Here is a 24,949-nt window from a genome sequence, read left to right as displayed (position 1 = left end):
TTTTCCGCTGTTAATTTATTTCGTATAACGTTCTTATAAACGCATAATGTCATTGAATAGAGCCAGTAGCATCATGCTACCCAGCAATACCATACCAATTTTTAATCCAACCAATTGTATTTGTTCAGAAACAGGTTTACCACGAATTAATTCAATAAAATAGTAAATTAAATGACCGCCATCGAGCATAGGAATCGGTAGTAAATTTAAAATACCTAAACTCACACTCATCAGTGCCATAAATGAAATGAAGGTTTGCCACCCCATTTCGGCACTTTGTCCAGCCACTTTCGCAATGGTAATCGGACCAGATAAATTATCCAAACCCACCAAACCACGCACCATTTTTACAATAGAATTCAGGATCATACTAGATATCTGACCTGTTTTTTCTACCGCTTTTCCCATCGCCTCTACAGGCGTGTATTGAATGGTTTGTTTGTATTCGGCTGGAATATTGACTTTACCCGGATCGCTTTGTACACCTAAAAGCCCTGTGACTTTACCCATTTGGTCATGCTTACCTTGCGGCATCACGTTTAAATGCACAATTTTATTTTGTCGTAAAACATCAATTTTAAGTAACTTTTCTGGAGAAGCTTGTACAACTTGTACAACATCAAACCAGTCTTTCATTTTTACGCCATCAATCGAAACAATTCGATCACCCACTTGCATCCCTTGGCGAATCGCTGCGCCATCTTCACTGAGTTTTGAAACCACTGCAGGAATTTCAGGACGATATGGCGTAAAACCAAGAACATCGAGTGGTGACTGAGTTTGATCGCGTAAAAAACTCTGAATTGGTAAACTGAAGTTTTGAATTTGCCCTGCACGTTCAGCTTGAATTTGAATGTTGCCAGTTTCACCCACACGATCAACCAAGGCATAATTCAAGCGCTCCCAAGTGGATACTTGAGTACCATCTACGGCAGTAATTTTATCACCAGACTGCATTTGCGCAGCTGCTGCAGGCGTATTCGGTAAAATTTTACCTACGCGCGTATTCAGCTGTTCCTGTGCAGGTAAAAATAAAATCCAAAACAACACCACAGCAAAAGCCAAGTTGATGAGTGGCCCTGCAGCAACAATTGCAATACGTTTCCAAGGGTGTTGTCTGTTAAATGCTTTCGGTAAGTCTTCTGCTGCGACATCACCTTCACGTTCATCCAACATTTTGACATAACCACCCAGTGGCAATGCAGACAGTTGATATTGAATACCTGATTTCTTCGACGTCCACTTGAGCAGTGTTGGGCCAAAACCAATCGAATACACCAAAACCTTTACGCCCAGTTTACGTGCAACAAAATAATGCCCAAATTCATGAATCGCTATTAGCGGTCCAAGTAGCAATATTGCTGCAATAATCATAAACAAGGCATTCATGTCTTAACTTCCTGAATTCAATACTGCTTTTTCAGCAACCATACGTGCCGATTTATCTGCATGCAAAATAACATCAATATTATTTGCAGCTGAGTTTTCAACTTGCCCCAACACATGTTCCACAATTTGAGGGATTTGAGTAAAGCCAATTTTCTCATGCAAAAATGCTGCCACGGCGATTTCATTTGCTGCATTTAAAATCGTAGGAGCTAAGCCTCCAGCCTTCATGGCTTGACGTGCTAATTTTAGCGCTGGGAATCGCTGTATATCAGGCTGTTCAAAATTTAACTGAGAATGAATAAATAAATCTAATGGAGGCACATGTGTTTGAATACGCTTCGGCCATGCTAATGCATGAGCAATAGGCGTACACATATCAGGATTACCCATTTGCGCCAAAGTCGAACCATCTACATATTGAACCATTGAATGAATGATACTCTGTGGATGGACAACAACTGTTACAAATTGTTCTTCAACTGCAAAAAGATGACAGGCTTCGATCAATTCCAAGCCTTTATTCATCAGCGTTGCAGAATCAACAGAAATTTTTTGCCCCATCGACCAGTTTGGATGCTTACAGGCTTGAGCAGGCGTTACACTTTGTAATTGTTCTAAACTATGATGTAAAAATGGACCACCAGATGCGGTGAGTAAAATCTGTTTGACACCCAATTTTGGCTGACCATGACGCTCACCTTGTAGATAAGTTTCAGGCAAGCACTGGAAGATTGCATTATGTTCAGAATCGACCGGCAGTAACAAAGCATTATTTTCACGTGCGGTCTGAATCATGATGTCACCCGACATCACCAGCGCTTCTTTATTTGCAAGTAAGACACGTTTACCCGCTTTCGCAGCAGCCAATGTCGGTAGCAACCCTGCTGCACCCACAATAGCGGCCATGACCACATTAACTTGTGGATGTTCTGCTACTGCGATTAATCCGGCTTCATCATGCAAGATTTCAATATCAGTTAATTTTTCAGCTACGAGTAATTGGCGCAGTTCATCCACTTTATTGAATGGAACAACTGCGATTTTCGGTCGATATTGTTTGCATATTTCGACAAGTTCTACAATTCGGCTATGTGCAGTGACTGCAAAAACTGAATACTCTTCGGGGTGCTGTTGCAGAATCTTTAAAGTACTTTGACCAATGGATCCTGTTACACCCAATATACAAACAGATTGTGACATCTATAAATCTACGCCAATTAATTTTAAAACATACATACCTGCTGCAAAGATAGGTGCTGCAGCAAGCAACGAGTCGATACGGTCCAGCACACCACCATGTCCGGGAAGAATACGACCAGAATCTTTGATCCCTGCACGACGCTTGATCATCGATTCAAATAAATCACCAAGTACTGAACTAAATACTGTTATTACTGAAAGTATTAAAAATAAAATATGTTCAGCGATGCTTAAATCAAGATAAATAATTTCAACAACAATAACAATTAGCATTGCAGTGAATAGACCGCCATATAAACCTTCGATCGATTTATTTGGGCTCACATCTGGTGCAAGTTTTTTCTTACCAAATTTACGTCCCACGAAGTATGCACCACTGTCTGCACCCCATACCAACAGGAACAGATACATGAGCCACCACGGTGAGTTCATCCACACAGAAAAAATAGCAGTTACCGCAGCAGGAACTAAGACTAAACCAATACCACTCAGACTCGGGTTATACCAGTTATCGTAATCAGGATAAGACTTCACCCAATAGACACTTAAGATCCAAGTAAAGATCGAAGCCGCCCAAAGCAGTAATGCAACATCTGTAAAATGCAATGCTAGTGCTGAAAGAATAGCAGTGACTAGACCATAGCCCCAAGCGAAAGGTTTAATCACATTTTGTGTATTCCGCGGCATGAGTTTGAACCACTCATAACCCGCGACAGCTGATGCAATAATCATCAGCACAAGCATTGGGTATTTAGACTCGGTTGCAAACATGCAACTCAGTACAACTGAAACCAGTACCAATGCGGTTATTATCCGCTCTAACATTTATTTATTCTCAAACTGCTCTTGTTGAATCTGCTCTGAGGTCTTACCAAAACGACGTTCACGACCACCAAATACTGCTAGTGCGTCGTCAAATTCTTCAATGGTAAATTCAGGCCATAATGTCTGGGTAAAATAAAGTTCTGCATACGCAGCTTGCCAAAGCAAGAAGTTCGAGAGACGGAAATCACCACCTGTACGAATTAACAAATCTACCGGAGGTAGATCACTTAAACTGACATATTGACCAAAGACTTCAGCATCCACTGCTTCAAGATCTATTTTGTTAGTTAAAACATCTGCTGCGATTTGTTTTGCAGCCTGTGCCATATCCCACATACCACCGTAACTAATTGCAATAGTTAAAGTCATGCTGTCGAAATTAGCAGTCCTTTGTTCGGCTTGCAACATTAAGTCACGTAAGTTAGGAGATAAACGAGAACGATCACCAATAAAACGTAGGGAAATGTTAAATTTTTCCATGCGTGGCAACTGCTCATGAATGGTTTCTTCGAGAAGAGCCATTAACAAATCAACCTCAAACTGAGGACGATTCCAATTTTCACTCGAAAAAGCAAAAACGGTCAGTGCTTGGATATTTCTTTTACGACAATGTTCAACGATGGGATCTAGGATGTCCTTTCCAGAACGATGCCCTTCACCTTTTTGCATTTGATTCTTTTTGGCAAAACGATTGTTGCCATCCATAATGATGGCAACATGTTTTGGAAGACGGGAAGTTTCTTCAGATGAGGTCATTAAAACTTAGACCTTCATCAATTCAGCTTCTTTTGCAGCCAGACGTTTTTCAACTTCAGCAACGAATTTGTCTGTGATTTTTTGAATGTCATCACCCGCACGACGCTCATCATCTTCAGAAATTTCTTTTTCTTTCAACAATGCTTTGATATCACCTAAAACATCACGACGGATGTTACGGATCGCAACTTTTGCATTTTCAGCTTCGTTACGTGCAACTTTCTGCATGTCTTTACGTGTTTCTTCTGTTAATGCAGCCATTGGAACACGGATCGCATCAGCAGTAATCGGGTTTAAGCCCAAGTCAGATTCACGGATTGCTTTATCAATTGCAGCAACCATTGAACGTTCAAAAGGCTGAACAAGTAAAGTACGAGAGTCTTCTACACCCACGTTAGCTACTTGGTTTAATGGCACATCAGAGCCATAGTAAGGAACCATAACACCGTTTAAAATTGATGGGTGCGCGCGGCCTGTACGAACTTTGGCAAAACCATGCTCTAGAGAATCTAGAGATTTGTTCATACGGTCTTCTGCGTCTTTTTTAAGATCGTTAATCATGTGATCTTCCTTACTTAATTCGAAAAGATGTAAATTCTAAAATAGCTTGTAGTATAAAGAGCTTTAGGGCCCACGTACATTAGTTCGTAACGTGAGTACCCTCTTTTTCACCCATTACCACTGAAAGTAATGAACCTGATTTGTTCATATCAAATACTTGAAGTGGAACGTTGTGGTCACGGCACAAGCAAATCGCTGTCAAATCCATCACACCCAGTTTTTCATCTAAAACTTGGTCAAATGTTAATGCATCGTATTTCACTGCATCTTCATACTTGCTTGGATCTTTGTTGTATACGCCATCAACCTTCGTCGCTTTAAGGATAAGATTGGCTTCAATCTCGATACCGCGTAAGCAAGCTGCTGTATCTGTTGTAAAGAATGGGTTACCCGTACCTGCAACAAATACACAAACTTCGCCACGAGTTAAATGACGAATAGCATCACGGCTAGAATATGATTCAACTACAGCACCAATAGGTAAAGCTGACATTAGACGAGTTTTGATATTACGACGCACCAAAGCATCACGAAGTGCCAAACCGTTCATTACAGTGGCCAACATACCCATTTGATCACCTGTTACACGGCCAACCAAACCATCTTTTTGTAATTGGCTACCACGGTAAAGGTTACCACCGCCGACAACGATCCCCACTTGAACACCTAAACCAACAAGGTGCGCAATTGCGAGTGACATTTGATCGAGCACTTGTGCATCGATACCCATCTCTTTATTGCCCGCTAAAGCTTCACCTGAAAGCTTAAGCAGGATGCGACCAAAACGTGGTTTTTTAGAATCAAGCATCATCAACTCCGAATTATTTAATTTCAATTATTTTTAATGAATCGTTTAAGCAGACTTAACCGAGATTAGTTTTGCAAATAAGTCATATTCATCTGCATCTGTGATTTCTACTTCAAGTAAATCACCTGCTTTAATCACTGACTTATCGATATCTTCAACAAAAACATTACCGTCAATTTCAGGTGCATCTGCATAAGAACGCGCAACAGCAACTGGGAACTCTTCCTCAAGATCATCCACAAGTACTGTCATTTTTTGACCGATACGACTTTGCAATTTCGCAGCAGAGATTTCTTGCTGAACTTGCATGAAACGTTCATAACGCTCTTGTTTGATTTCTTCAGGCACATGATCTGGCAAATCATTTGCAGTCGCACCTTCAACTGGTGAGTAAGTAAAACAACCCACACGATCAAGCTGCGCTTCTTTTAACCAATCAAGCAACATTTGGAAGTCTTCTTCAGTTTCACCCGGGAAGCCCACAACAAATGTAGAACGAATCACAAGATCAGGACATTTCTCACGCCAAACTTTTAAACGCTCCAGTGTATTTTCACTGTGCGCAGGACGCTTCATGAGTTTTAGAATCTTAGGACTTGCGTGTTGGAATGGAATATCCAAATACGGCAAAATTTTGCCTTGTGCCATTAAGTCAATCACAGCGTCTACATGTGGATATGGATATACATAGTGCAGACGCACCCAGATACCCAATTGACCCAATGCTTCACACATGTCATAGAATTTGGTTTTAACGGGCTGACCGTTCCAGAAGTCCAATTTGTATTTGGTGTCTACGCCATAAGCCGATGTATCTTGAGAAATCACAAGGACTTCTTTTACGCCTGCTTTTTTCAGCGCTTGAGCTTCAGTCAATACTGAACCTACTGGACGAGAAACCAAATCACCACGCATGCTCGGAATAATGCAGAATGTGCAACGATGGTTACAACCTTCTGAAATCTTCAAATAAGCATAATGTTTTGGTGTTAATCGAATACCTTGTTCAGGTACTAGATCAATAAACGGATTGTGTTTCGGTGGCTCAGACACGTATTCGTGCACAGCTTCCATCACTTCTTGATATGCCGCAGCACCTGTCACTTTTAAGACATTTGGGTGCATTTGGCGAATTTTGTCTTCGTCTTTACCTAAACAACCAGTCACAATTACGCGACCGTTTGAACTCATCGCTTCACCAATGGCATCTAGCGACTCTTGTACTGCAGATTCAATAAAACCACAGGTATTTACAACTACTAAATCGGCACCATCATAATCTGATGCTACATCATAACCTTCAGTCTTTAACTGAGTTAAAATTCGTTCGGAATCTACCAATGCCTTAGGACAACCTAAAGAAACAAAACCGACTTTGGGGGATTTCATGAATCTGCGCTCCACTATAATCCGCGTATTGTATGTCTTTTCAAAACATAAAAACAGGTGAAAAGGTCACTCTTTATATCACGCACCAAAATAAAGCTATAAATTCATCCATATAATTTCATTTGCACCATTTTAATGCATTTTAGATTTACAGCCTGTTTTTAATCAGCTATACACTTTATTTAAAGTCTTAAATAAGCGCATTTATTCAAATAAGCATCAAAACTTAGCGTATTTCTGAAATAGTTGGCTTATATCTTGCATAACTTGCATCAATTCGAACCTTATTAGATTGAACGATTTGCTTTATGAAGATGCCATTGCGCCATTTTAAGACAGGAACCTCTCGCTAATGGATCAGACTATGACGATTGATTACCGGCTTTTAGTGGATAATTTAACCACTGCCATTTTATTGGTCGATAGCAACCTGAATATTTTTTATTTAAATTCATCTTGTGAAGCGCTTTTTGACATAAGCTTACTTCGTGCATCAGGTCAGCCTGTATTAAATTTACTTCATATGCCCGATGATGAATTCAATACGCATGATGCATTAATGAATACATTAACTTCTGGTCAACACTATACGCGCCGAGAAGCAACGATTAATGTCAACTTTAAAGACATTCATGTCGATTACACCGTGTCACAGCTCAACTCAGGTAAACCCTACCACCCTTTGCTATTGATTGAGCTCAATCAAATCGACCGGATGTTAAAAATCTCTAAAGAAGAAAACCTGATTCAACAACATCAAGTTGCACGACAACTGATTCGTGGCGTTGCCCATGAAATTAAAAATCCACTTGGTGGTATCCGTGGGGCGACACAACTTTTAGCGCGTAGCTTAAATGATCCGAAGTACAGTGAATTCACCGACATTATTATTAGTGAAGTGGATCGATTAAGAAATCTTGCTGACACCATGCTGGGTTCAAGACAATTGCCAAGTTACGAGCCAGTCAATGTGCATGAACCACTTGAACGTGTCCGTTCACTGATCGTCAACCAAACTAAAAAGAAAATTAAGATCACCCGTGATTACGACCTTTCTTTACCGGATGTTCTGGCAGATCGTGATCAATTGATTCAGGTCATGCTGAATATCAGCGTCAATGCCGTTCAGGCGATGACTGAAAATAAAGAGTTCTTTGTTGAGCATCAACCAGAACTGACCTTGCGCACACGTATTCAACGCTTAGTCACCATCAATGGTGTATTAAAACGTTCTGCGGTACGCATTGACATTGAGGACAATGGACCGGGTGTCCCACAAGAAATATTAGAATCCGTATTTTATCCTTTAGTGACAGGACGAGCGAAAGGCACAGGTCTCGGCCTGAGCATTGCACAAAATATTATGCATCAACATAACGGAATGATTGAATGCCAATCAGTTCCTGGAAAAACAGTATTTAGCCTATATTTACCTTGGGAGTCAGATCATGTCGCGTAATAAGATTTGGGTCATCGATGATGATCGCGCCATGCGTTGGGTGCTGGAAAAAACATTCAAAGAAGAAGGTTTTGATGTTACCAGTTTTGAAGAAGCACAATCCGCTTTAGATCAGTTAAGTGTCGATGCGCCAGATGTTATTTTGACAGACATCCGTATGCCGGGTATTGATGGACTGACCTTTTTAGGTAAAGTCAAAGGCAACTACCCTGACTTACCTGTGATCATTATGACTGCACATTCAGATTTAGAATCTGCTGTGTCGAGCTATCAAACGGGTGCTTTTGAATATCTACCAAAACCTTTTGATATTGATGAAGCCTTAGCACTTGTAAACCGTGCAATTTTGCATATTACCAAATTGCAACAACAAGAATCTGCTAAAACCGCTCAACCGATTCAATCTACAGAGATTATTGGTGAATCACCTGCTATGCAGGAAGTCTTCCGTGCTATTGGTCGTCTTTCTCAATCACACATTACTGTATTAATTAATGGTGAATCAGGCACGGGTAAAGAATTGGTTGCGCATGCGTTGCACAAACACTCACCACGTGGTAACAAACCTTTTATTGCGCTCAACATGGCGGCAATTCCAAAAGATTTGATCGAAACTGAATTATTTGGTCATGAAAAAGGCGCGTTCACCGGTGCCAATACGCAGCGTCAGGGTCGTTTCGAACAAGCCAATGGCGGGACTCTTTTCCTTGATGAAATTGGTGACATGCCATTTGAAACCCAAACACGTTTACTGCGTGTTTTAGCGGATGGCGAATTCTACCGCGTTGGTGGTCACATCCCAGTCAAGGTGGATGTCCGTATCGTTGCTGCAACACACCAAGACTTAGAAAAATTAGTACATGAAGGTCGCTTCCGTGAAGACTTGTACCACCGTCTAAACGTGATTCGTATTCATATTCCAAAACTTGCACATCGTAGTGAAGATATTCCGATGCTTGCACAGCACTTCCTAGCAAGTGCAGGCAAAGAGCTTGGGGTAAGCCCGAAAATTCTGCGTCCTGAAACGCAAGAATACATGCAAAAATTGCCGTGGCAAGGTAATGTGCGTCAGCTTGAAAATACCTGTCGCTGGCTCACCGTGATGATTACAGGACGTGAAGTTTATCCAGAAGATTTACCGTCTGAATTAAAACAGATTCCAATTCAAGGCACAGATGGCAACCCTGCTGCTCAAGGGATTGATCGTATTGGTGTGCATCATTGGGATGAATTACTTGGTCAATGGGCCGTACAAAAACTGAAAAACGGTGAGATGAAAATTCTCGACATTGCCACACCAATGTTTGAACGCACCCTCATCAATGCAGCACTACAGCAAACACGTGGCCGTAAGCGCCATGCAGCAGAACTTTTAGGTTGGGGTCGCAATACCTTAACCCGTAAACTTAAAGAACTCGGTATGGACAGTGCCGAAGATGATGTCGAAGAAGAATTAGAAAGTTAATTTTCTAATTTACATTAAAAAAGCCAGTCACTTGACTGGCTTTTTTATTTTGAGATTTTTTAGCAATATTTTATGCCGTAAAGCCGACATAACGTGAATAACCTTCCACCCCTAAATCAGACTTATAAATCAGAAACTCAGGGAAGCTCGAGGCGGTAATTTCAGTAAACATATGATATTGATCATCATTGGCATGCAAGTCATCGACTGTATGCTGCATAGTTTGCTCAAATTCATCGGTAATAAACTCAAAACCAATATCCATTGCAATAAACAGCACATGCTCACATGGCTGCACATACTGCTCTTCTGACCAATCAATCACTTGCTGCTGACAATGTGGACACTGAATGTTATCTGAAGGAGAAATATCAAGTTCGATCAATTGATAAGACATAGAAGTAAATTTATTCATGAATATTAGATTTATTCTAACAAAACTTAGTTTCAGCTAAAGATATTTATTCAATAAAAAAGGAGCCGTAGCTCCTTTAAATATAACTGATTTCGATTATTTCTTAAGAGATGACTTATAGGCCGACAATGCAGCCACTGCGATAGCCGACAAAGCAATACCCGGCGCACTTGCAATTAAAATACCTGTCGTTCCCAGTCCTAGTGCCAAAATCTTACCTGTGAGTAATGGACCCGTCATTGCACCCAAACGACCCCATGAAATCGCACTCCCCACACCTGTTACTTTCCCAGCTGGTGTATAGAAAATTGGAGAGATCCCGTACAAAATCGATTGACCGCCTGTAGAGAAAATTCCGCCCATGATGCCTGCTGCGATAAGTACAGGAATGGAATTTGTTGTAAACAGCACAAACAATGCCACAAACAAACCTGAATAGATAATCACTGCCATTTGCCATAATTTTAGCCGATCAAGCAAGTAGCCTAAACCCAGCGTACCAATCACTGCGCCCACTTGGAACATCAACATGATCATGAAAGCTTGTTGCTTTTCCAACCCTTGTTCCATAAGCAAGTTAGGCAACCAACTGATCAGAATATAGTTCACCATTAAGGTAAAGAAGAAGCTTAACCATAGCGGCAATGTATATTTATAACGCTGTTCAGCAAAAAGGATTTGCCCCATCGCTGGAACCGCTTCTTTGCTTTCTGCCTGAACTTTTTCAGTACGCTTATCTTTTAAGATAAGCGCCATGAATGGAATCAGGATTAAAGGCGTTAAACCACCAATTAAAAACAATGTATGCCAAGAGATATCTTTAAAAATAATACCCAAGCCAGCAACAAAGATTGCACCTACAGGTAAGCCGCAGTACATCAAACTATTTAAGCGCCCACGGTTAGCATCCGTCGCTTCATCACCCACCACCGAGATCATCGTTGGCATCGCAGCGCCCAAACCTAAACCTGTAAAGAATCGTGCGATATATAAAATTTCAATGCTTGGTGCAACTGCCGTGATAGACATAAATACACCGAAGATAAAAATCGACAGCATCAGGACTTTCTTCTGTCCCAAATAGTCAGCGACACGCCCCCCAAAGAACGCGCCAAATAACATACCAAACACACCTAAGCTAAATACATAGCCCATTTGCACTTGATCTAAGGAAAATGTCGCTGCGATTCCTTTTGCTGCGATACCGGGCGCTTGCAGGTCAAAACCTTCAAAAAATGCTACCCAGAAACACAAAAATACCGTTAGAAATTTTTGCATTTTTCCCGATTGTTGATTTGCCATAATCGAACTCCATTCATGTAGCGTAAACCCACTTGTACGCCATGCCCTGAAGTTTCGGCTTTATTGGGTAGAATAAATACCACTACAAAGGTCGGAATTCACACGACCAAAAGCCCACCATTAAGACCTAAAACTTTGTATATCAATAGTTTTTAGATCTTATTTTTTGTATTTATAATTCATTATCAATCACTTAAGTTTATGAAAGATTTTAATAATCAAACCATAGCTAAAACTAATGATGATCAAAATATTCATTTAATCCGATCAAATAGCAACAGCCAATAATTTATTGGCAATAAAAAACCCGCAACTGAGCGGGTTTTTTATTTAACTCAAAATCTTATGCAGATTTTTTCGCTTGGTTATTCTTACGAATCGTAATCATCACCAATTGAACAGCCGCAGGTGTTACACCTGGAATACGACTTGCTTGTGCCAATGTTTCAGGCAATACATTTTTCAGCTTCATGGTGATTTCACGTGAAAGACCAGAAACTACATCGTAATCAAAATCAGCAGGAATACGTGTATCTTCCAAACGTTTCATTTGCGCAACGTCTTCTTGCTGACGGTTAATATAACCCGCATATTTCACAGCAATTTCAATTTGCTCTCCAACAAATGCTGAAACTTCTGAACCAGTCAATTCAGCAATTTGCGCAAAGTTGATATTTGGACGTTTGAGCAAATCGATCGCATTGGTTTCTTTAGACAGGTCATCACCAGTCATTTCAACGAATTTTTTGCCTAGTGGATTGTTTGGCGCTGCCCAAAGGTGTTGTAAACGACCTTTCTCCGTTTCTACAGCTTCCATTTTTTGGCAGAACGAATCCCAACGCGCATCATCTACCAGACCCATTTCACGACCAATGGCAGTTAAACGCTGATCCGCATTGTCTTCACGCAACATCAAACGGTATTCCGCACGCGAAGTGAACATACGGTACGGTTCTTTAGTACCCAAAGTAATCAAGTCATCAACCAATACACCCATGTACGCTTCATCACGTTTTGGTGTCCATTGCTCTTGATCCCATGCACGACGTGCTGCGTTTAAGCCTGCAAGCAAACCTTGCGCACCCGCTTCTTCATAACCCGTTGTACCGTTAATTTGACCTGCAAAATACAAGTTATTAATCGATTTGGTTTCTAAAGAGAATTTCAATGATTGTGGGTTGAAATAGTCGTACTCAATCGCATAACCTGGACGCAAAATGTGCGCATTTTCCATACCACGAATCGAGCGAACCAATTCAAACTGAACATCGAATGGTAAAGAAGTTGAAATACCGTTTGGATAAAGCTCATGTGTGTCCAAACCTTCAGGTTCCAAGAACACTTGATGCGAATCTTTATCGGCAAATTTATGAATCTTATCTTCAATCGATGGGCAGTAACGTGGACCCACACCTTCAATCACACCGGTATACATTGGTGAACGGTCTAAGCCACCACGAATGATATCGTGAGTTTTCTCATTGGTATGTGTGATATAGCAATTGATTTGCTCAGGATGCATCGACGCATCACCCATGAACGACATAGTCGGAGATGGGAAATCACCCGGCTGTGGCGTCATCACAGAGAAATCAACTGATCGTGCATCGATACGTGGTGGTGTACCAGTTTTTAAACGACCTACAGGTAAGTTCAATTCACGAAGGCGCGCAGCCAATGAAATTGAAGGAGGATCGCCCGCACGACCACCTGAAGCATTATTTAGACCTACGTGGATCACACCACCTAGGAATGTACCTGTAGTCAATACAACAGTTTTCGCATCAAAACGAATACCCATCTGAGTAACCACACCTTTTACAGTGTCGCCCTCAACGATTAAGTCGTCAGCTGCTTGTTGGAAAATATCCAAGTTCGCTTGATTTTCTAAGGTTTCACGAATCGCAGCTTTATAACGAATACGGTCAGCCTGTGCGCGAGTCGCACGAACAGCCGCACCTTTACGTGAGTTTAAAATACGGAATTGAATACCGCCTTTGTCGGCAGCCAATGCCATTGCACCGCCTAGAGCATCAATTTCACGTACTAAATGTGATTTACCAATACCACCAATGGCTGGGTTACAGCTCATCTGCCCTAAAGTCTCAATATTATGAGTTAAGAGTAAAGTCTGTCGACCCATACGTGCCGCAGCAAGAGCTGCCTCAGTACCCGCGTGACCGCCGCCGATAACAATGACATCGTAAACTTTAGGATAATGCATAGTGGTAAGGAGATTAAAAAAGAATGACGGAAGATTATAGCAAAAATTCACCGATAAGTTGACTGATTAACTCGATTTTATTGTTATTGACTACCGTTTTATGCCTATATATTTCTTTATGAACATACATACTTTGCATATTCCATATAAAAATATACATTTCTCAAGCAAATGTTACTCGAAGATAGTTGTTTTATTCTGATGATTTTTTATTCTGTTATAGATCCCATGAGAATCATAAGGACTATAAGCATGAATAAGAATATTTTGCTATCCACGGTTTTATGCGGTTTATGTTTATCACCACTTGCTGCCTCAGCCAATGATAAAGTTGAGAAAGTGTATGATGCACAGCGATATCAACAAGTCTGTAAAGGTAAAAGCCAAGGCGCTCAAGTATCATTTGCCTATCGCGGTATTATCTGGAATGGTACCTGCGAACCACAATTTTTTAGCTCTTCCAAAAATGCAAATCTGCATGGCGAAGAAGCAGAATTATTAAGCACATGTAGTGCAGATGCAAAAGCCACTACTGCAACGATTAATGGACAAGAAATTAAAGGAAAATGTGCTTTAGGGTTCACTCCCCCTCGTCCTAAATAAACAGTTGTCAATGAAAATATCGACCAATTAACAGATCAAAAATAAAGCGGGTAAAACATCAGTTTTTACTCGCTTTTATTTATTGCTTATTTATTAAACTGAGATAAACTCAAAAATACTATAAGGATAAAAATATCAGGAAATTCCATGGATTCGGGATTATTTGCTTTTTTTCTACCCATTGCTTTAGCCATTATGATGATGGGTTTGGGGCTTGAACTTTCAGTCAAAGACTTTTTACGCGTTGGACGCTATCCAAAAGTTATTTTCATCGCTTTATTTACTCAGCTTATTCTACTGACCAGTATTGCTTTTTTCCTTTGTAAGTTACTTGAGTTACCCCCTTTGCTCGCGGTCGGGCTCATGTTGCTTGCGGCTTCACCCGGCGGCCCCACTGCTAACCTTTTTAGCTACCTATATAAAGGTGACGTTGCATTAAACATTAGCTTAACAGCCATCAACTCAGTTGTTTCGTGCTTTACACTGCCTTTTATCGTCAATCTATCCATTTTGCATTTTGTTGGTGAAAGTACCAGTATTGGTATGCCTATCGATAAGATCACCCATGTATTTCTGATTATTTTGATACCGGTATGTTTCGGTATGTTTATTCGTAACTCCTTTCCGACCATTGCATATCACATCAACAAACCGATGCGAATGTTATCTATTTTCTTATTAATTCTTATCTTTACACTCGCAGTTTTGCGCGAACAATCCAACATTATTACGTATTTTGCCAGCGTCGGCATTGCAACCTGTTTACTCTGTTTCAGTGGACTATTTTTGGGTTACTTAATTCCATTCCTCTCGGGTGTGCCTGAAAAACAGGCTCGTGCGTGTACCTTTGAGATTGGTATTCATAACACTAGTATCGCCCTAACCATCGCACTGAGTGTGCTTGAAAACACCACAGTGGCGATACCTGCCGGTGTTTATTCTATTTTTATGTATTTATTGGCGACCTTATTTGGTTTTATTTTGACACGCCGTGGCAGCCACCTAATTCAACAAGTGAAAACCTAAACTATTTTTCAAACGTAATCACCATAAGGACTTTGGTGAAAAACCATTAAATATGCTCAAGGAGAATAAGTACGATGGATTCTGGAATTATTACGGTTCTTTTGCCATTAGCACTGGCCTTTATTATGATCGGGCTTGGGCTAGAACTTACCCCCAAAGATTTCGCACGTGTCACCAAACATCCTAAAGCCGTGTTGATCGCATTATTTTGCCAACTCGTGTTGCTTGTCGGTATCGCCTTTCTACTATGTAAACTGTTAGCATTACCACCACTGCTTGCTGTCGGCTTGATGCTACTCGCAGCCTCACCTGGTGGTAGTACAGCGAACTTATTTAGCTATCTATTTAAAGGTGACTTGGCTTTAAATATTACCCTGACCGCCATCAACTCTGTCATTGCAGCATTAACCCTTCCATTGATCGTGAATTTTTCGATCATGCACTTCATGCAAGAAGGCCAACAAATCAGTCTGCAATTTGGAAAAATCCTCCAAGTTTTCGGCATCATTATCATCCCCGTCTGTATAGGTATGTTACTTCGTCACTATGCACCTAAACTAACTGAGAAACTGCATAAACCACTCCGTATCTTTGCTGTGGTCTTTCTCATCTTAATTATTATCGGTGCTATTTACTCTGAACGACATAATATTGCGGCTTATCTAACCCAAGTTGGCTTAGCTACGGTTCTATTCTGTATTTTCAGCTTATGTATCGGTTATTTTGTTCCGAGACTATTCGGCATCAATAGTGCTCAGGCACGTGCTTGTGCATTTGAAATCGGGATTCATAACAGTACTCTAGCCATGACCATCGCCTTAACAGTTATGGCCAGCTCTGCAGTAGCAATGCCTGCGGCGGTTTATTCAATCTTTATGTACATCTTTGCCGCTGTATTTGGCTTCCTAATTACACGTTTTGCACCGATCTCGACAACGACAACCGAAACGATTAAAAGTTAAGGCACTGAAAAGTTAAAAGGATGCCAAGTGCATCCTTTTATTTTTTGTCAATTTTGATAATCGCTAGCTGCAAGTTGCCGAGTTCCGTTACAATAGCTTTTTATAAAACTCATTTAGGTTATGTCCGTGAAGTGGTTACAAATTCATATTACTGTTGAAAAAGCTCAAGTTGATTACACTGAAACGCTGCTCAGTTCTTTAGGTGCAGTCAGTGTCACGCTAGATGATGCAGAGAATCAGGATTTACTTGAACCACTTCCAGGTGAAACACCACTTTGGAATAAAGTGATCGTTACTGGTATCTATGCACAAGAAGATGATGAAGAAATTGATGTTGCTGCATTAGAAACATTTATTAAAGCTCAACTTCCTGAAGCACCAATGCGTAGCGAATTCATTGAAGACCAAGAATGGGAACGCACATGGATGGATGCTTATGAGCCTATTCAAATTGGTGAAAAATACTGGATCGTACCAGAATGGATGGAAGCGCCAGAAGCAGATGCCGTTAACATCAAACTAGACCCAGGTCTTGCTTTTGGTACTGGTAACCATGCATCAACATTCTTATGCCTACAATGGTTAGGTAAAGTTGACCTTAAAGATAAAATCGTAATCGACTATGGTTGTGGTTCTGGTATTTTAGGTGTTGCAGCTTTACTTTTGGGTGCCAAAAAAGTTTATGCCACTGATATTGACCCACAAGCCGTTTTAGCAACACAACAAAATGCCGAATTGAATGGTGTGCTCAAAAATTTGTATGTTGGCCTACCTGAAGAGTTCAACCAAGAGCTTGCTGGACAAAAAGCCGATGTATTTGTTGCCAATATTCTTGCAGGCCCTCTAATGGCCTTGGCTGCAGAATTCTCAACTTTAATTAAATCTGAGGGAGAGTTCGCACTTGCAGGTGTAATTGAAGAGCAAGTTTCTGATGTTTCTAGTGTTTATTCTGAATTTTTTGATATATTAGACGTAGAAAAACGTGACGAAACATGGTGCCGAATTTCGGGTAAACGCCAACAGTATTAAAATTTAAAATGTGTACTTATGAGCGACAAATTAACTAACTGCCCAACTTGTTTTACAACATATAAAGTAACTGTTCCGCAGCTTACTGTCGCTCAGGGCATGGTTTGTTGCCCAAAGTGCTCTACATCTTTTAATGCACTGTCTCATTTGGTGGTAGATAAAGCGTTGTCTTTTTCTACCCCTGAGCCAGAAAATGCGCCGCAAAAAAATACCAATACTATTATTAATGTCAGCGAATTTAATAATACGCTTACGCCAGTGACTGTTGAAGAAACACCAACCCACCATTTATTAAAACTATTTGATCAAAAAGTCGAAAACTCTAATATCGATCTAAAAACTTATTTAAATAACTTAAATTATTTCAGCACCGAACCGATCGGCAACCTTCCTGCTGTAAATTGGGCAGAACAGGCTGAAAAAGATAAAAAACGTACACCACTGAATTATTTTATGTGGTTCTGTATTAATGCCTTCTTATTTGGTGCACTTATATTCCAGTTTTTCTGGTTCAATCCTCAATATTTAAAAAATAGTCCAGTGATGGGTGCTGCATTTACTGCGGTCTGTGATGTATTCAATTGTTCACGTCTAGAGGAACATTACAGTTTAATTAGTACCAAAAAAGTCAAAATTCGTAGCATTGGAAATAATGAAACACGTTTTACAGGTGAAATGATCAATTTTCATGACCGTAGCCTTGCCTTACCCAATATGAAAATTTCACTAAAAGAAAATGGTACTGAAATAGCAAACTATACGCTTTTACCTGAAGAATATTTGGACAAAAGTCTGCATGGCATCCAACGGATCCCAAAAAGTAGTCCTTTTAAATTCCAGTTTAGCTTACCGATTGCACGCAAAAGCTTCGATAATTATTCAATTGAGTTGATTCGCCCCTAATATTGGAAAAAACTATTAAAAAACTAAAAAAAACATAAAAAAAATGCAGTTTTCTTGCTCACTTTTTCCTAGACAATGGTATGATACGCGCCACGAAAGCTTTGTGCTGCAAACTCCTCGCTAATTTTTCACAACAAATACAATCCCAACCGTGCGCTTTAATATTTATTGCGTATTGAGTAGATTTTTTGTTTGTTTTTTAGGCTGTAACAATTATTAATCTATTGTTACGCTTATTTTTCGAACAATTTTGCGAGTTGTGTCAAGCTACAAGTAATGTACAAGTTTTAGAACTCCGCATTAGGAACTAAAACGGAGTTCATTCAAGTTTATAGACCACTTTTAACAAATCACTTTACCCAAGTGATATTTGATTTTTCGGATTAATTCGCATGAATAGCAAATCTCCTATTTTTACTGCACAATCTGATGTCGCTCTTCGTATTCACGTAGATCGCGCAGTTCGCCATTACTTTGCACAATTGCAAGGCGAGCAACCATCTCAGGTATACGATATGGTGCTGGCGGAAATGGAGAAGCCTCTTCTATCTGTAGTTCTTGAATATACACGTGGTAATCAAACCCGTGCTGCTGAGATTCTCGGCTTAAACCGTGGTACTTTACGTAAAAAGTTGAAAGCTCACGGTTTAATGAGTGAATAAATGATAAAATGCTTGCGGCTTCCGCAGGCATTTTTTTTAACCTGCATTTTGCTAATTTTGTTTTAATCTGTTCCTTGAAAACTGTGACGAAGATCATGACTATTAAACGCGCTTTAATCTCTGTGTCTGACAAGACTGGAATTGTTGAATTTGCACAAGAACTTGCTGCTCTAGGGGTAGAAATTTTATCTACTGGCGGAACATACAAATTGTTGAAAGACAATAATGTTGCCGTAGTTGAAGTTTCAGAGCACACAGGTTTCCCAGAGATGATGGACGGCCGTGTAAAAACGCTACATCCGAAAATTCATGGTGGTATCTTAGCTCGTCGCGGTCTAGACGAAGCTGTGATGGCTGAACACAACATCGATGCAATCGATCTTGTAGTTGTTAACCTTTATCCGTTTGCTGCAACTGTTGCAAAACCAAACTGTTCACTTGCTGATGCGATTGAAAACATCGATATCGGTGGTCCGACTATGGTTCGTGCTGCTGCGAAAAACCATGCTTCTGTTGGTATCGTGGTAAATGCTGCTGACTATGCAACTGTCGTTGCTGAGCTTAAAGCTGAAGGTTCACTTTCACATGCAACTCGTTTTGACCTTGCGGTTAAAGCATTTGAACATACTGCTCAATACGACGGTATGATCGCTTCTTACTTAGGCGCTCGCGTAGGTAAGGAAGAAGGTCAAGCAGATAAATTTGCGCGTACTTTCAATACTCAATTGAACAAAGTTCAAGACTTACGTTACGGTGAAAACCCGCATCAATCTGCTGCGTTCTATGTAGAAGACACAGCGACTGAAGCTTCAGTTTCAACTGCGAAACAGCTTCAAGGTAAAGAACTATCTTATAACAACATCGCAGACACTGACGCAGCACTTGAATGTGTTAAATCATTCGCTAAACCTGCTTGTGTAATCGTTAAACACGCAAACCCATGTGGCGTAGCAGTATCTTTAGACGGCATCCAAGCGGCTTATGACCTTGCTTATGCAACTGACCCTGAATCTGCATTCGGCGGCATCATTGCATTTAACCGCGAATTAGATGTTGCAACTGCGCAAGCCATTGTTGACCGTCAATTTGTTGAAGTGATCATTGCTCCAAGCGTTGCTGAAGGCGTGCTTGAAGTGACTGGCGCGAAGAAAAACGTACGTGTACTCGTATGCGGCGAGCTTCCTGCAATTACTGAACGTAAAGCTCAGTTAGATTACAAACGTGTGAATGGCGGTTTGTTGGTTCAAGACCAAGACTTAGGCATGATCACGAAAGATGACCTTAAAGTTGTGACTAAACGTGCGCCAACTGAAGCAGAAATTGATGACTTAATCTTTGCTTGGAAAGTTGCGAAATACGTTAAGTCTAACGCTATTGTTTATGCAAAAGGTCGTCAAACCATTGGTGTTGGCGCAGGTCAAATGAGCCGCGTTAACTCTGCTCGTATTGCTGCAATTAAAGCTGAACATGCTGGTTTAGTGGTTGAAGGTGCGGTAATGGCATCTGACGCATTCTTCCCATTCCGTGATGGCATTGATAACGCTGCGAAAGCGGGTATCAAATGCATTATCCAACCGGGTGGTTCTATGCGTGATGAAGAAACAATTGCTGCTGCTGATGAAGCGGGTATTGCAATGGTCTTCACTGGCATGCGTCATTTCCGCCACTAAGCACAGTGCTTAGAATGTAATGACAAAGTCATACATGTGGTTTAAAACAGATTTCTAATCTTGCATAAAGTCCTCTCCTATTTTTAGGCTGAGGACTTTATGTCATTTTCGATTCATGGAGTATGAACCGATGAATATTTTAGTTTTGGGTAATGGCGGTCGTGAACATGCATTAGCATGGAAAATCGCACAAGATGACAAAGTCGCAAAAGTATTTGTAGCACCGGGTAATGCGGGTTCTGCAACTGAAAATAAATGCGAAAATGTTGCACTTAACATTTTAGACAATGCTGCAATTATCGACTTTGCAAAAAACAATGCCGTTGATTTAATCGTGGTTGGCCCTGAAGCACCACTTGTAAATGGTGTGGTGGATGCTTGCCGTGAAGCAGGTGTAAAAATTTGGGGTCCAACTCAATTTGCAGCGCAGCTTGAAGGCTCTAAAGCATTTGCCAAACACTTCTTAAAACGCCACAACATTCCAACTGCTTTCTATGATGTATTCACAGAAGTAGATGCGGCTAAAGCATTTGTAGAAAAAAATGGTGCGCCGATTGTAATCAAGGCTGACGGTCTTGCAGCAGGTAAAGGCGTAATCGTTGCGATGACCAATCAAGAAGCATTTGATGCGATTGATGACATGCTGGCTGGCAACAAATTTGGTGATGCTGGCTCACGTGTAGTGATCGAAGAATTCCTTGCGGGTGAAGAAGCGTCTTTCATTTGTATGATTGATGGCGACAACATTTTGCCAATGGCAACGTCTCAAGATCACAAACGTATCTTTGAAGGTGACCAAGGTCCGAACACGGGCGGTATGGGTGCATACTCTCCCGCGCCTGTAGTGACTGCTGACGTATTTGAAAAAACCATGAATGAAGTGATGCGTCCTACCGTTGAAGGTATGAAAAAAGACGGTCACGTTTATACAGGTTTCTTATACGCAGGCTTAATGATTGATGAGCAAGGTCAACCTAAAGTGATCGAGTTCAACTGTCGTTTTGGCGACCCTGAAACTCAACCCATTATGATGCGTTTAAAATCATCTTTAGTTGACCTAGTTGAAGCAGGTATTGCGGGTAACTTACCTGCAGAAGCTGAATGGGATGAGCGTAAGACTGTAGGTATCGTACTTGCGTCTAAGGGCTACCCTGAAACTTCTAGCAATGGTGATGTAATTTCAGGTTTAGACACTGAAATGGCAGATGCAAAAGTATTCCATGCTGGTACTAAAGCACTTGAGAATGGTGATATTGTGACTGCTGGCGGTCGTGTGCTTTGTGTGACTGCGCTAGGCAACACCATTGGCGAAGCGCAAGCGAAAGCTTTAGAGCTGTGCCAAAAAGTAACGTTTGACGGCGTTCAATACCGTAAAGATATTGGTTACCGTGCAATTGCGCGTGAAAATGCTTAATCTATATTTAGATTAAATAAAAACCCCGATTCGTTCGGGGTTTTTATTTATAATTTTTATTTCATTTGAGCTACTAATTCTTTCCATTCATCAAAATTAGTATCTTGTGGATTACTCCAGTTTAATTCTTTCCCGACTTTTATTTTTCTAAGGCCTATATTTCTTCTACAAGTAGCTACCTCAAGCAACTCGGATAATATTTGCCACAATTCAAAAATTACTTCATATTCTGGACGCCTTCCAGTATGCACTAGTTTATTTCGAGATTTTCGGGCACTCTCTAATTTCTTATAATTTTGTCTTGAGATAATTTTGGCTAACCTTAAAAGTTTATGCTTAGTTGCTATATTTTTTAAAAACTTAGCTTCTTCCCATGTTGTATGTAAACATCTTACTTGTCTTGGATAGCTATCCTTACATTTAATATAAATTTTCTTCCATAAAATTTCTGTAATTTGCTCAACTACAATCCACAAATTATTAAGCGCATCATTATTGTTTTGATTAATTAAAGATGTATAACCATTTAATAGAAAGAATGGTGTAAAAGATGGAATTGACTTTATTATTTCCTGCCCAGCATTATAAGCGAGTCTTAGATCATTAAAATGTAAAACTCTAGGATGCATCAACGGTACATATCGTTCAGATATAGATGCCCAATTGCATCTTAATTGATTATGAAGCGATGGCAAATTAGAAAACAAACTTTGCTTTTCATATAATGTACCTACATCTAACTCATGAGGATGCAAGACCTCTGCATGGATCCCACCTAATAACAAGCAACACAAAATCTCATTTAATTTAGTAATACCATCAAAGCGTGTTGGAAAATTTTCGCTTTGAGGGATTGCAATTGCTCCGTCATAACTAATTAAAGCACCTAAACTATCATCACTTTCTAAAGAAAGAATTCCGATTACTTTTGATAGTTGCATTCCCTCATAATCATTGTTATTGATCTGATCTAATGAAAAATTAATCCTAGGTTGTTGTTCACTAATGATTGCTGAAAAAGGTTTTAGATGAACCATCCAAGCAGGATTACTACAAACTTGCGTTTCTTGATTCTGAATCTGTTGATCATCCAACATAATTTCATCCATGTTATATTAAATTTTAATGATTAATAGATAACATCTTATATCTTGGTCTAAGTATATGTCATCAGCTTCAATTACCACCCCTCGCCTCATCCTCCGCCAATGGCAAGACTCCGATACTGCTCCATTCATCCAAACGTGTGCAGACGACGACGTCATGCGCTATTTCCCTAACAAACTTGATGCGTCCGAAGCCACTGCATTTATGCAACGCCTACGCGATGCAATAGAAACACGTGGTTGGGGTTTATATGCCGTCGAGCTTAAAGCCACTGGCGAATTTATTGGCTTTATCGGCTTACACGTACACCCACCTGAGTTTGAAATAGCCGATGCACCAGAAATTGGTTGGCGCTTACTGCCGCAATATTGGCATCAAGGCTATGCCACCGAAGGGGCAAAAGCTGTACTTAAACATGCTTTTCGAAACTTAAGATTAGATAAAGTTATTTCCTTTACAGCAAGTTTGAACACACCATCAGAACATGTCATGCAACGCATTGGTATGCAAAAAATCCGTGAATTTAATCATCCACGTGTGGCTGCGGATCACCCATTAAACCGTCATGTACTCTATGAAATACAGCGTAGTGACTATTTACACATTCCATTTTGCTAATTGAATAATTATTCACAGCAAAACCAAAGCACATTAACTCTGCCAAACAGTGGTTATAGATGATGTTAAAAACCTTAATTTTAGTTACTACAGGATTTCGTATAAGACAGCAAAGTCATTCATTGAATCATATATAAAACCCCGCTAAGTACGGGGTTTAAGTAATAAAAATATCAATTGCTATAACTTCGAAATAAAAAATCATAAGGTGTAAAGCTAATACAACCGCAAATCTGTCTAAGCACGCTTAATCAAAATGGCATACATAATCAACGACATCAGTACATTGCACTTTAAAAATAGAATCTTGTGGAACAATAAAGCTTTCGCCATACGTATATTGAACAAACTCGCCCTGCTCCCCAATTTGCACGACGCACTGCCCCGATGTGATTTCAACACGTTCTTTCACATGCGCCTCAAACGTCATGGGTTGGTCTGATATCAAAAATACAGCGATAGTTTTTTGGCTATCATCTTCCATTTTTTAAACATGGCTCACCGATCTACCACCATAATGAACCGTAGGCTTTTTTACAAATGAGACGAAATCAAACTGATTTAACATAGCGTGCCGCACATAGCAATTTATTATGATCAATTATTAAGCAGTTTATCTTAAACGCTGTAGCGGATTCAATCTTCCTCAGATTTAGATCTAAGATTTTGAAAAACCATGAATCAGAGTTGAACTTCAAATATATCAATAAAGATTTCAATGCAAATTAGATTGAAGCACTTCGTTATTTTCACATATGAATGTTACAAATTTTGTGTATGACAGGACTTATTTCATTTTTATCATTTTTTCAGCAATACATTTTAAAATTTGTTATATAGACCTAAACTTATACAAATGACGTACTTAAATAGTTTAATTATAAATAATATATTGTTTTTACTTATTAAATTATTTAATTAAACATATTACATATACATTTTTGGTGCTAAGCATAACTTTTTAAATCACTATATTGAATAATAAAAAATTGATATGATGCCTAGCGAAATATAGAGATTTGCTTTATTAAATCTTTTGTTTACAGCAGCTTGCAATGGCTATCTTTTCCCATTTGGAAATAGACTCAGATCTAATTGTATAAGTCTGTGTAGCATTTTAAATTATTAAGCATCTATCAGCCTGTCTGATAAAAGACTTAAG

At 39.9% G+C, this 24,949-nt stretch carries 22 protein-coding genes and 1 pseudogene; 11 read left to right on the top strand and 12 right to left on the bottom strand.

Annotated features, from left to right (window positions below):
- Window positions 1-33 precede the first annotated feature (33 nt).
- The 7 genes from rseP to rimO all read right to left on the bottom strand — a co-directional run bounded on the left by rseP (window position 34) and on the right by rimO (window position 6,928).
- A complete protein-coding gene (gene rseP, locus FTU79_RS03250; RefSeq protein ID WP_180007769.1) occupies window positions 34-1,389 on the bottom strand; it encodes an RIP metalloprotease RseP in 1,356 nt (451 codons plus the stop codon).
- A gap of 3 nt (window positions 1,390-1,392) precedes the next feature.
- The gene (gene ispC / locus FTU79_RS03245; protein ID WP_180027017.1) at window positions 1,393-2,589 is read right to left on the bottom strand and encodes a 1-deoxy-D-xylulose-5-phosphate reductoisomerase; all 1,197 of its coding nucleotides are present in this window, start codon (window positions 2,587-2,589) and stop codon (window positions 1,393-1,395) included.
- Entirely contained in the window at window positions 2,590-3,414 is an 825-nt protein-coding gene (locus FTU79_RS03240) for a CDP-archaeol synthase (RefSeq protein ID WP_078193533.1), read from the bottom strand.
- The gene (gene uppS / locus FTU79_RS03235) at window positions 3,415-4,170 is read right to left on the bottom strand and encodes a polyprenyl diphosphate synthase (RefSeq protein WP_078188723.1); all 756 of its coding nucleotides are present in this window, start codon (window positions 4,168-4,170) and stop codon (window positions 3,415-3,417) included. It lies immediately after the preceding gene.
- Between the two features lie 6 nt (window positions 4,171-4,176).
- The gene (gene frr / locus FTU79_RS03230) at window positions 4,177-4,731 is read right to left on the bottom strand and encodes a ribosome recycling factor (protein WP_078188724.1); all 555 of its coding nucleotides are present in this window, start codon (window positions 4,729-4,731) and stop codon (window positions 4,177-4,179) included.
- A 79-nt stretch (window positions 4,732-4,810) separates the two neighbouring features.
- A complete protein-coding gene (pyrH, locus tag FTU79_RS03225; RefSeq protein WP_078193535.1) occupies window positions 4,811-5,539 on the bottom strand; it encodes a UMP kinase in 729 nt (242 codons plus the stop codon).
- Window positions 5,540-5,584: 45 nt separating this feature from the next.
- A complete protein-coding gene (gene rimO / locus FTU79_RS03220; protein ID WP_180007767.1) occupies window positions 5,585-6,928 on the bottom strand; it encodes a 30S ribosomal protein S12 methylthiotransferase RimO in 1,344 nt (447 codons plus the stop codon).
- Between the two features lie 352 nt (window positions 6,929-7,280).
- On the opposite strand from rimO, the gene glnL reads away from it, so the two are divergent.
- Both glnL and glnG read left to right on the top strand, forming a co-directional pair.
- Window positions 7,281-8,387: a nitrogen regulation protein NR(II) gene (gene glnL / locus FTU79_RS03215; RefSeq protein WP_078188727.1), complete on the top strand. Its 1,107-nt coding sequence runs from the start codon at window positions 7,281-7,283 to the stop codon at window positions 8,385-8,387.
- Window positions 8,377-9,852 (top strand): nitrogen regulation protein NR(I), encoded by a 1,476-nt coding sequence (gene glnG / locus FTU79_RS03210; RefSeq protein WP_180007766.1) that lies wholly within the window; start codon window positions 8,377-8,379, stop codon window positions 9,850-9,852. Before glnL ends, glnG begins: the two co-directional genes overlap by 11 nt.
- A gap of 70 nt (window positions 9,853-9,922) precedes the next feature.
- Here the strand turns inward: glnG and FTU79_RS03205 are convergent, their stop codons facing one another.
- The 3 genes from FTU79_RS03205 to mnmG form a co-directional block, all read right to left on the bottom strand.
- Entirely contained in the window at window positions 9,923-10,249 is a 327-nt protein-coding gene (locus FTU79_RS03205; protein WP_078193710.1) for a hypothetical protein, read from the bottom strand.
- Between the two features lie 114 nt (window positions 10,250-10,363).
- Entirely contained in the window at window positions 10,364-11,569 is a 1,206-nt protein-coding gene (gene mhpT / locus FTU79_RS03200; protein WP_180007765.1) for a 3-(3-hydroxy-phenyl)propionate transporter MhpT, read from the bottom strand.
- A 343-nt stretch (window positions 11,570-11,912) separates the two neighbouring features.
- A complete protein-coding gene (gene mnmG / locus FTU79_RS03195; protein WP_180003879.1) occupies window positions 11,913-13,793 on the bottom strand; it encodes a tRNA uridine-5-carboxymethylaminomethyl(34) synthesis enzyme MnmG in 1,881 nt (626 codons plus the stop codon).
- Between the two features lie 252 nt (window positions 13,794-14,045).
- On the opposite strand from mnmG, the gene FTU79_RS03190 reads away from it, so the two are divergent.
- The 8 genes from FTU79_RS03190 (at window position 14,046) to purD (ending at window position 22,062) form a co-directional block, all read left to right on the top strand.
- On the top strand, window positions 14,046-14,396 hold the full coding sequence (locus FTU79_RS03190) for a hypothetical protein (protein WP_078188731.1): 351 nt from the start codon (window positions 14,046-14,048) through the stop codon (window positions 14,394-14,396).
- A 147-nt stretch (window positions 14,397-14,543) separates the two neighbouring features.
- Window positions 14,544-15,422 (top strand): bile acid:sodium symporter family protein, encoded by an 879-nt coding sequence (locus FTU79_RS03185; protein ID WP_180048909.1) that lies wholly within the window; start codon window positions 14,544-14,546, stop codon window positions 15,420-15,422.
- A gap of 74 nt (window positions 15,423-15,496) precedes the next feature.
- Window positions 15,497-16,384, top strand: a complete 888-nt coding sequence (locus FTU79_RS03180) for a bile acid:sodium symporter family protein (protein ID WP_180003877.1) — start codon at window positions 15,497-15,499, stop codon at window positions 16,382-16,384.
- A gap of 126 nt (window positions 16,385-16,510) precedes the next feature.
- On the top strand, window positions 16,511-17,413 hold the full coding sequence (gene prmA, locus FTU79_RS03175) for a 50S ribosomal protein L11 methyltransferase (RefSeq protein ID WP_180048908.1): 903 nt from the start codon (window positions 16,511-16,513) through the stop codon (window positions 17,411-17,413).
- An 18-nt stretch (window positions 17,414-17,431) separates the two neighbouring features.
- Entirely contained in the window at window positions 17,432-18,316 is an 885-nt protein-coding gene (locus tag FTU79_RS03170; RefSeq protein WP_180048907.1) for a DUF3426 domain-containing protein, read from the top strand.
- Between the two features lie 392 nt (window positions 18,317-18,708).
- The gene (fis, locus tag FTU79_RS03165; RefSeq protein WP_001086304.1) at window positions 18,709-18,978 is read left to right on the top strand and encodes a DNA-binding transcriptional regulator Fis; all 270 of its coding nucleotides are present in this window, start codon (window positions 18,709-18,711) and stop codon (window positions 18,976-18,978) included.
- A 95-nt stretch (window positions 18,979-19,073) separates the two neighbouring features.
- Entirely contained in the window at window positions 19,074-20,648 is a 1,575-nt protein-coding gene (purH, locus tag FTU79_RS03160) for a bifunctional phosphoribosylaminoimidazolecarboxamide formyltransferase/IMP cyclohydrolase (protein WP_180003874.1), read from the top strand.
- A 130-nt stretch (window positions 20,649-20,778) separates the two neighbouring features.
- Entirely contained in the window at window positions 20,779-22,062 is a 1,284-nt protein-coding gene (gene purD / locus FTU79_RS03155) for a phosphoribosylamine--glycine ligase (protein WP_120365368.1), read from the top strand.
- Window positions 22,063-22,118: 56 nt separating this feature from the next.
- On the opposite strand, the gene FTU79_RS03150 is transcribed toward purD, so the two are convergent.
- The gene (locus tag FTU79_RS03150) at window positions 22,119-23,159 is read right to left on the bottom strand and encodes a hypothetical protein (protein ID WP_180003869.1); all 1,041 of its coding nucleotides are present in this window, start codon (window positions 23,157-23,159) and stop codon (window positions 22,119-22,121) included.
- A gap of 67 nt (window positions 23,160-23,226) precedes the next feature.
- Between FTU79_RS03150 and FTU79_RS03145 the strand changes: the two genes are divergently transcribed.
- Window positions 23,227-23,787, top strand: a complete 561-nt coding sequence (locus FTU79_RS03145) for a GNAT family N-acetyltransferase (protein ID WP_180048906.1) — start codon at window positions 23,227-23,229, stop codon at window positions 23,785-23,787.
- Between the two features lie 247 nt (window positions 23,788-24,034).
- On the opposite strand, the pseudogene FTU79_RS03140 reads toward FTU79_RS03145, so the two are convergent.
- Window positions 24,035-24,355, bottom strand: a pseudogene (locus FTU79_RS03140) (pyrimidine/purine nucleoside phosphorylase).
- Window positions 24,356-24,949 lie beyond the last annotated feature (594 nt).

Origin of the sequence: Acinetobacter sp. YH12144, assembly GCF_013418345.1 — a bacterium.
Taxonomy (GTDB): domain Bacteria; phylum Pseudomonadota; class Gammaproteobacteria; order Pseudomonadales; family Moraxellaceae; genus Acinetobacter; species Acinetobacter amyesii.
This window is presented reverse-complemented; position numbering and strand designations above follow the sequence as displayed.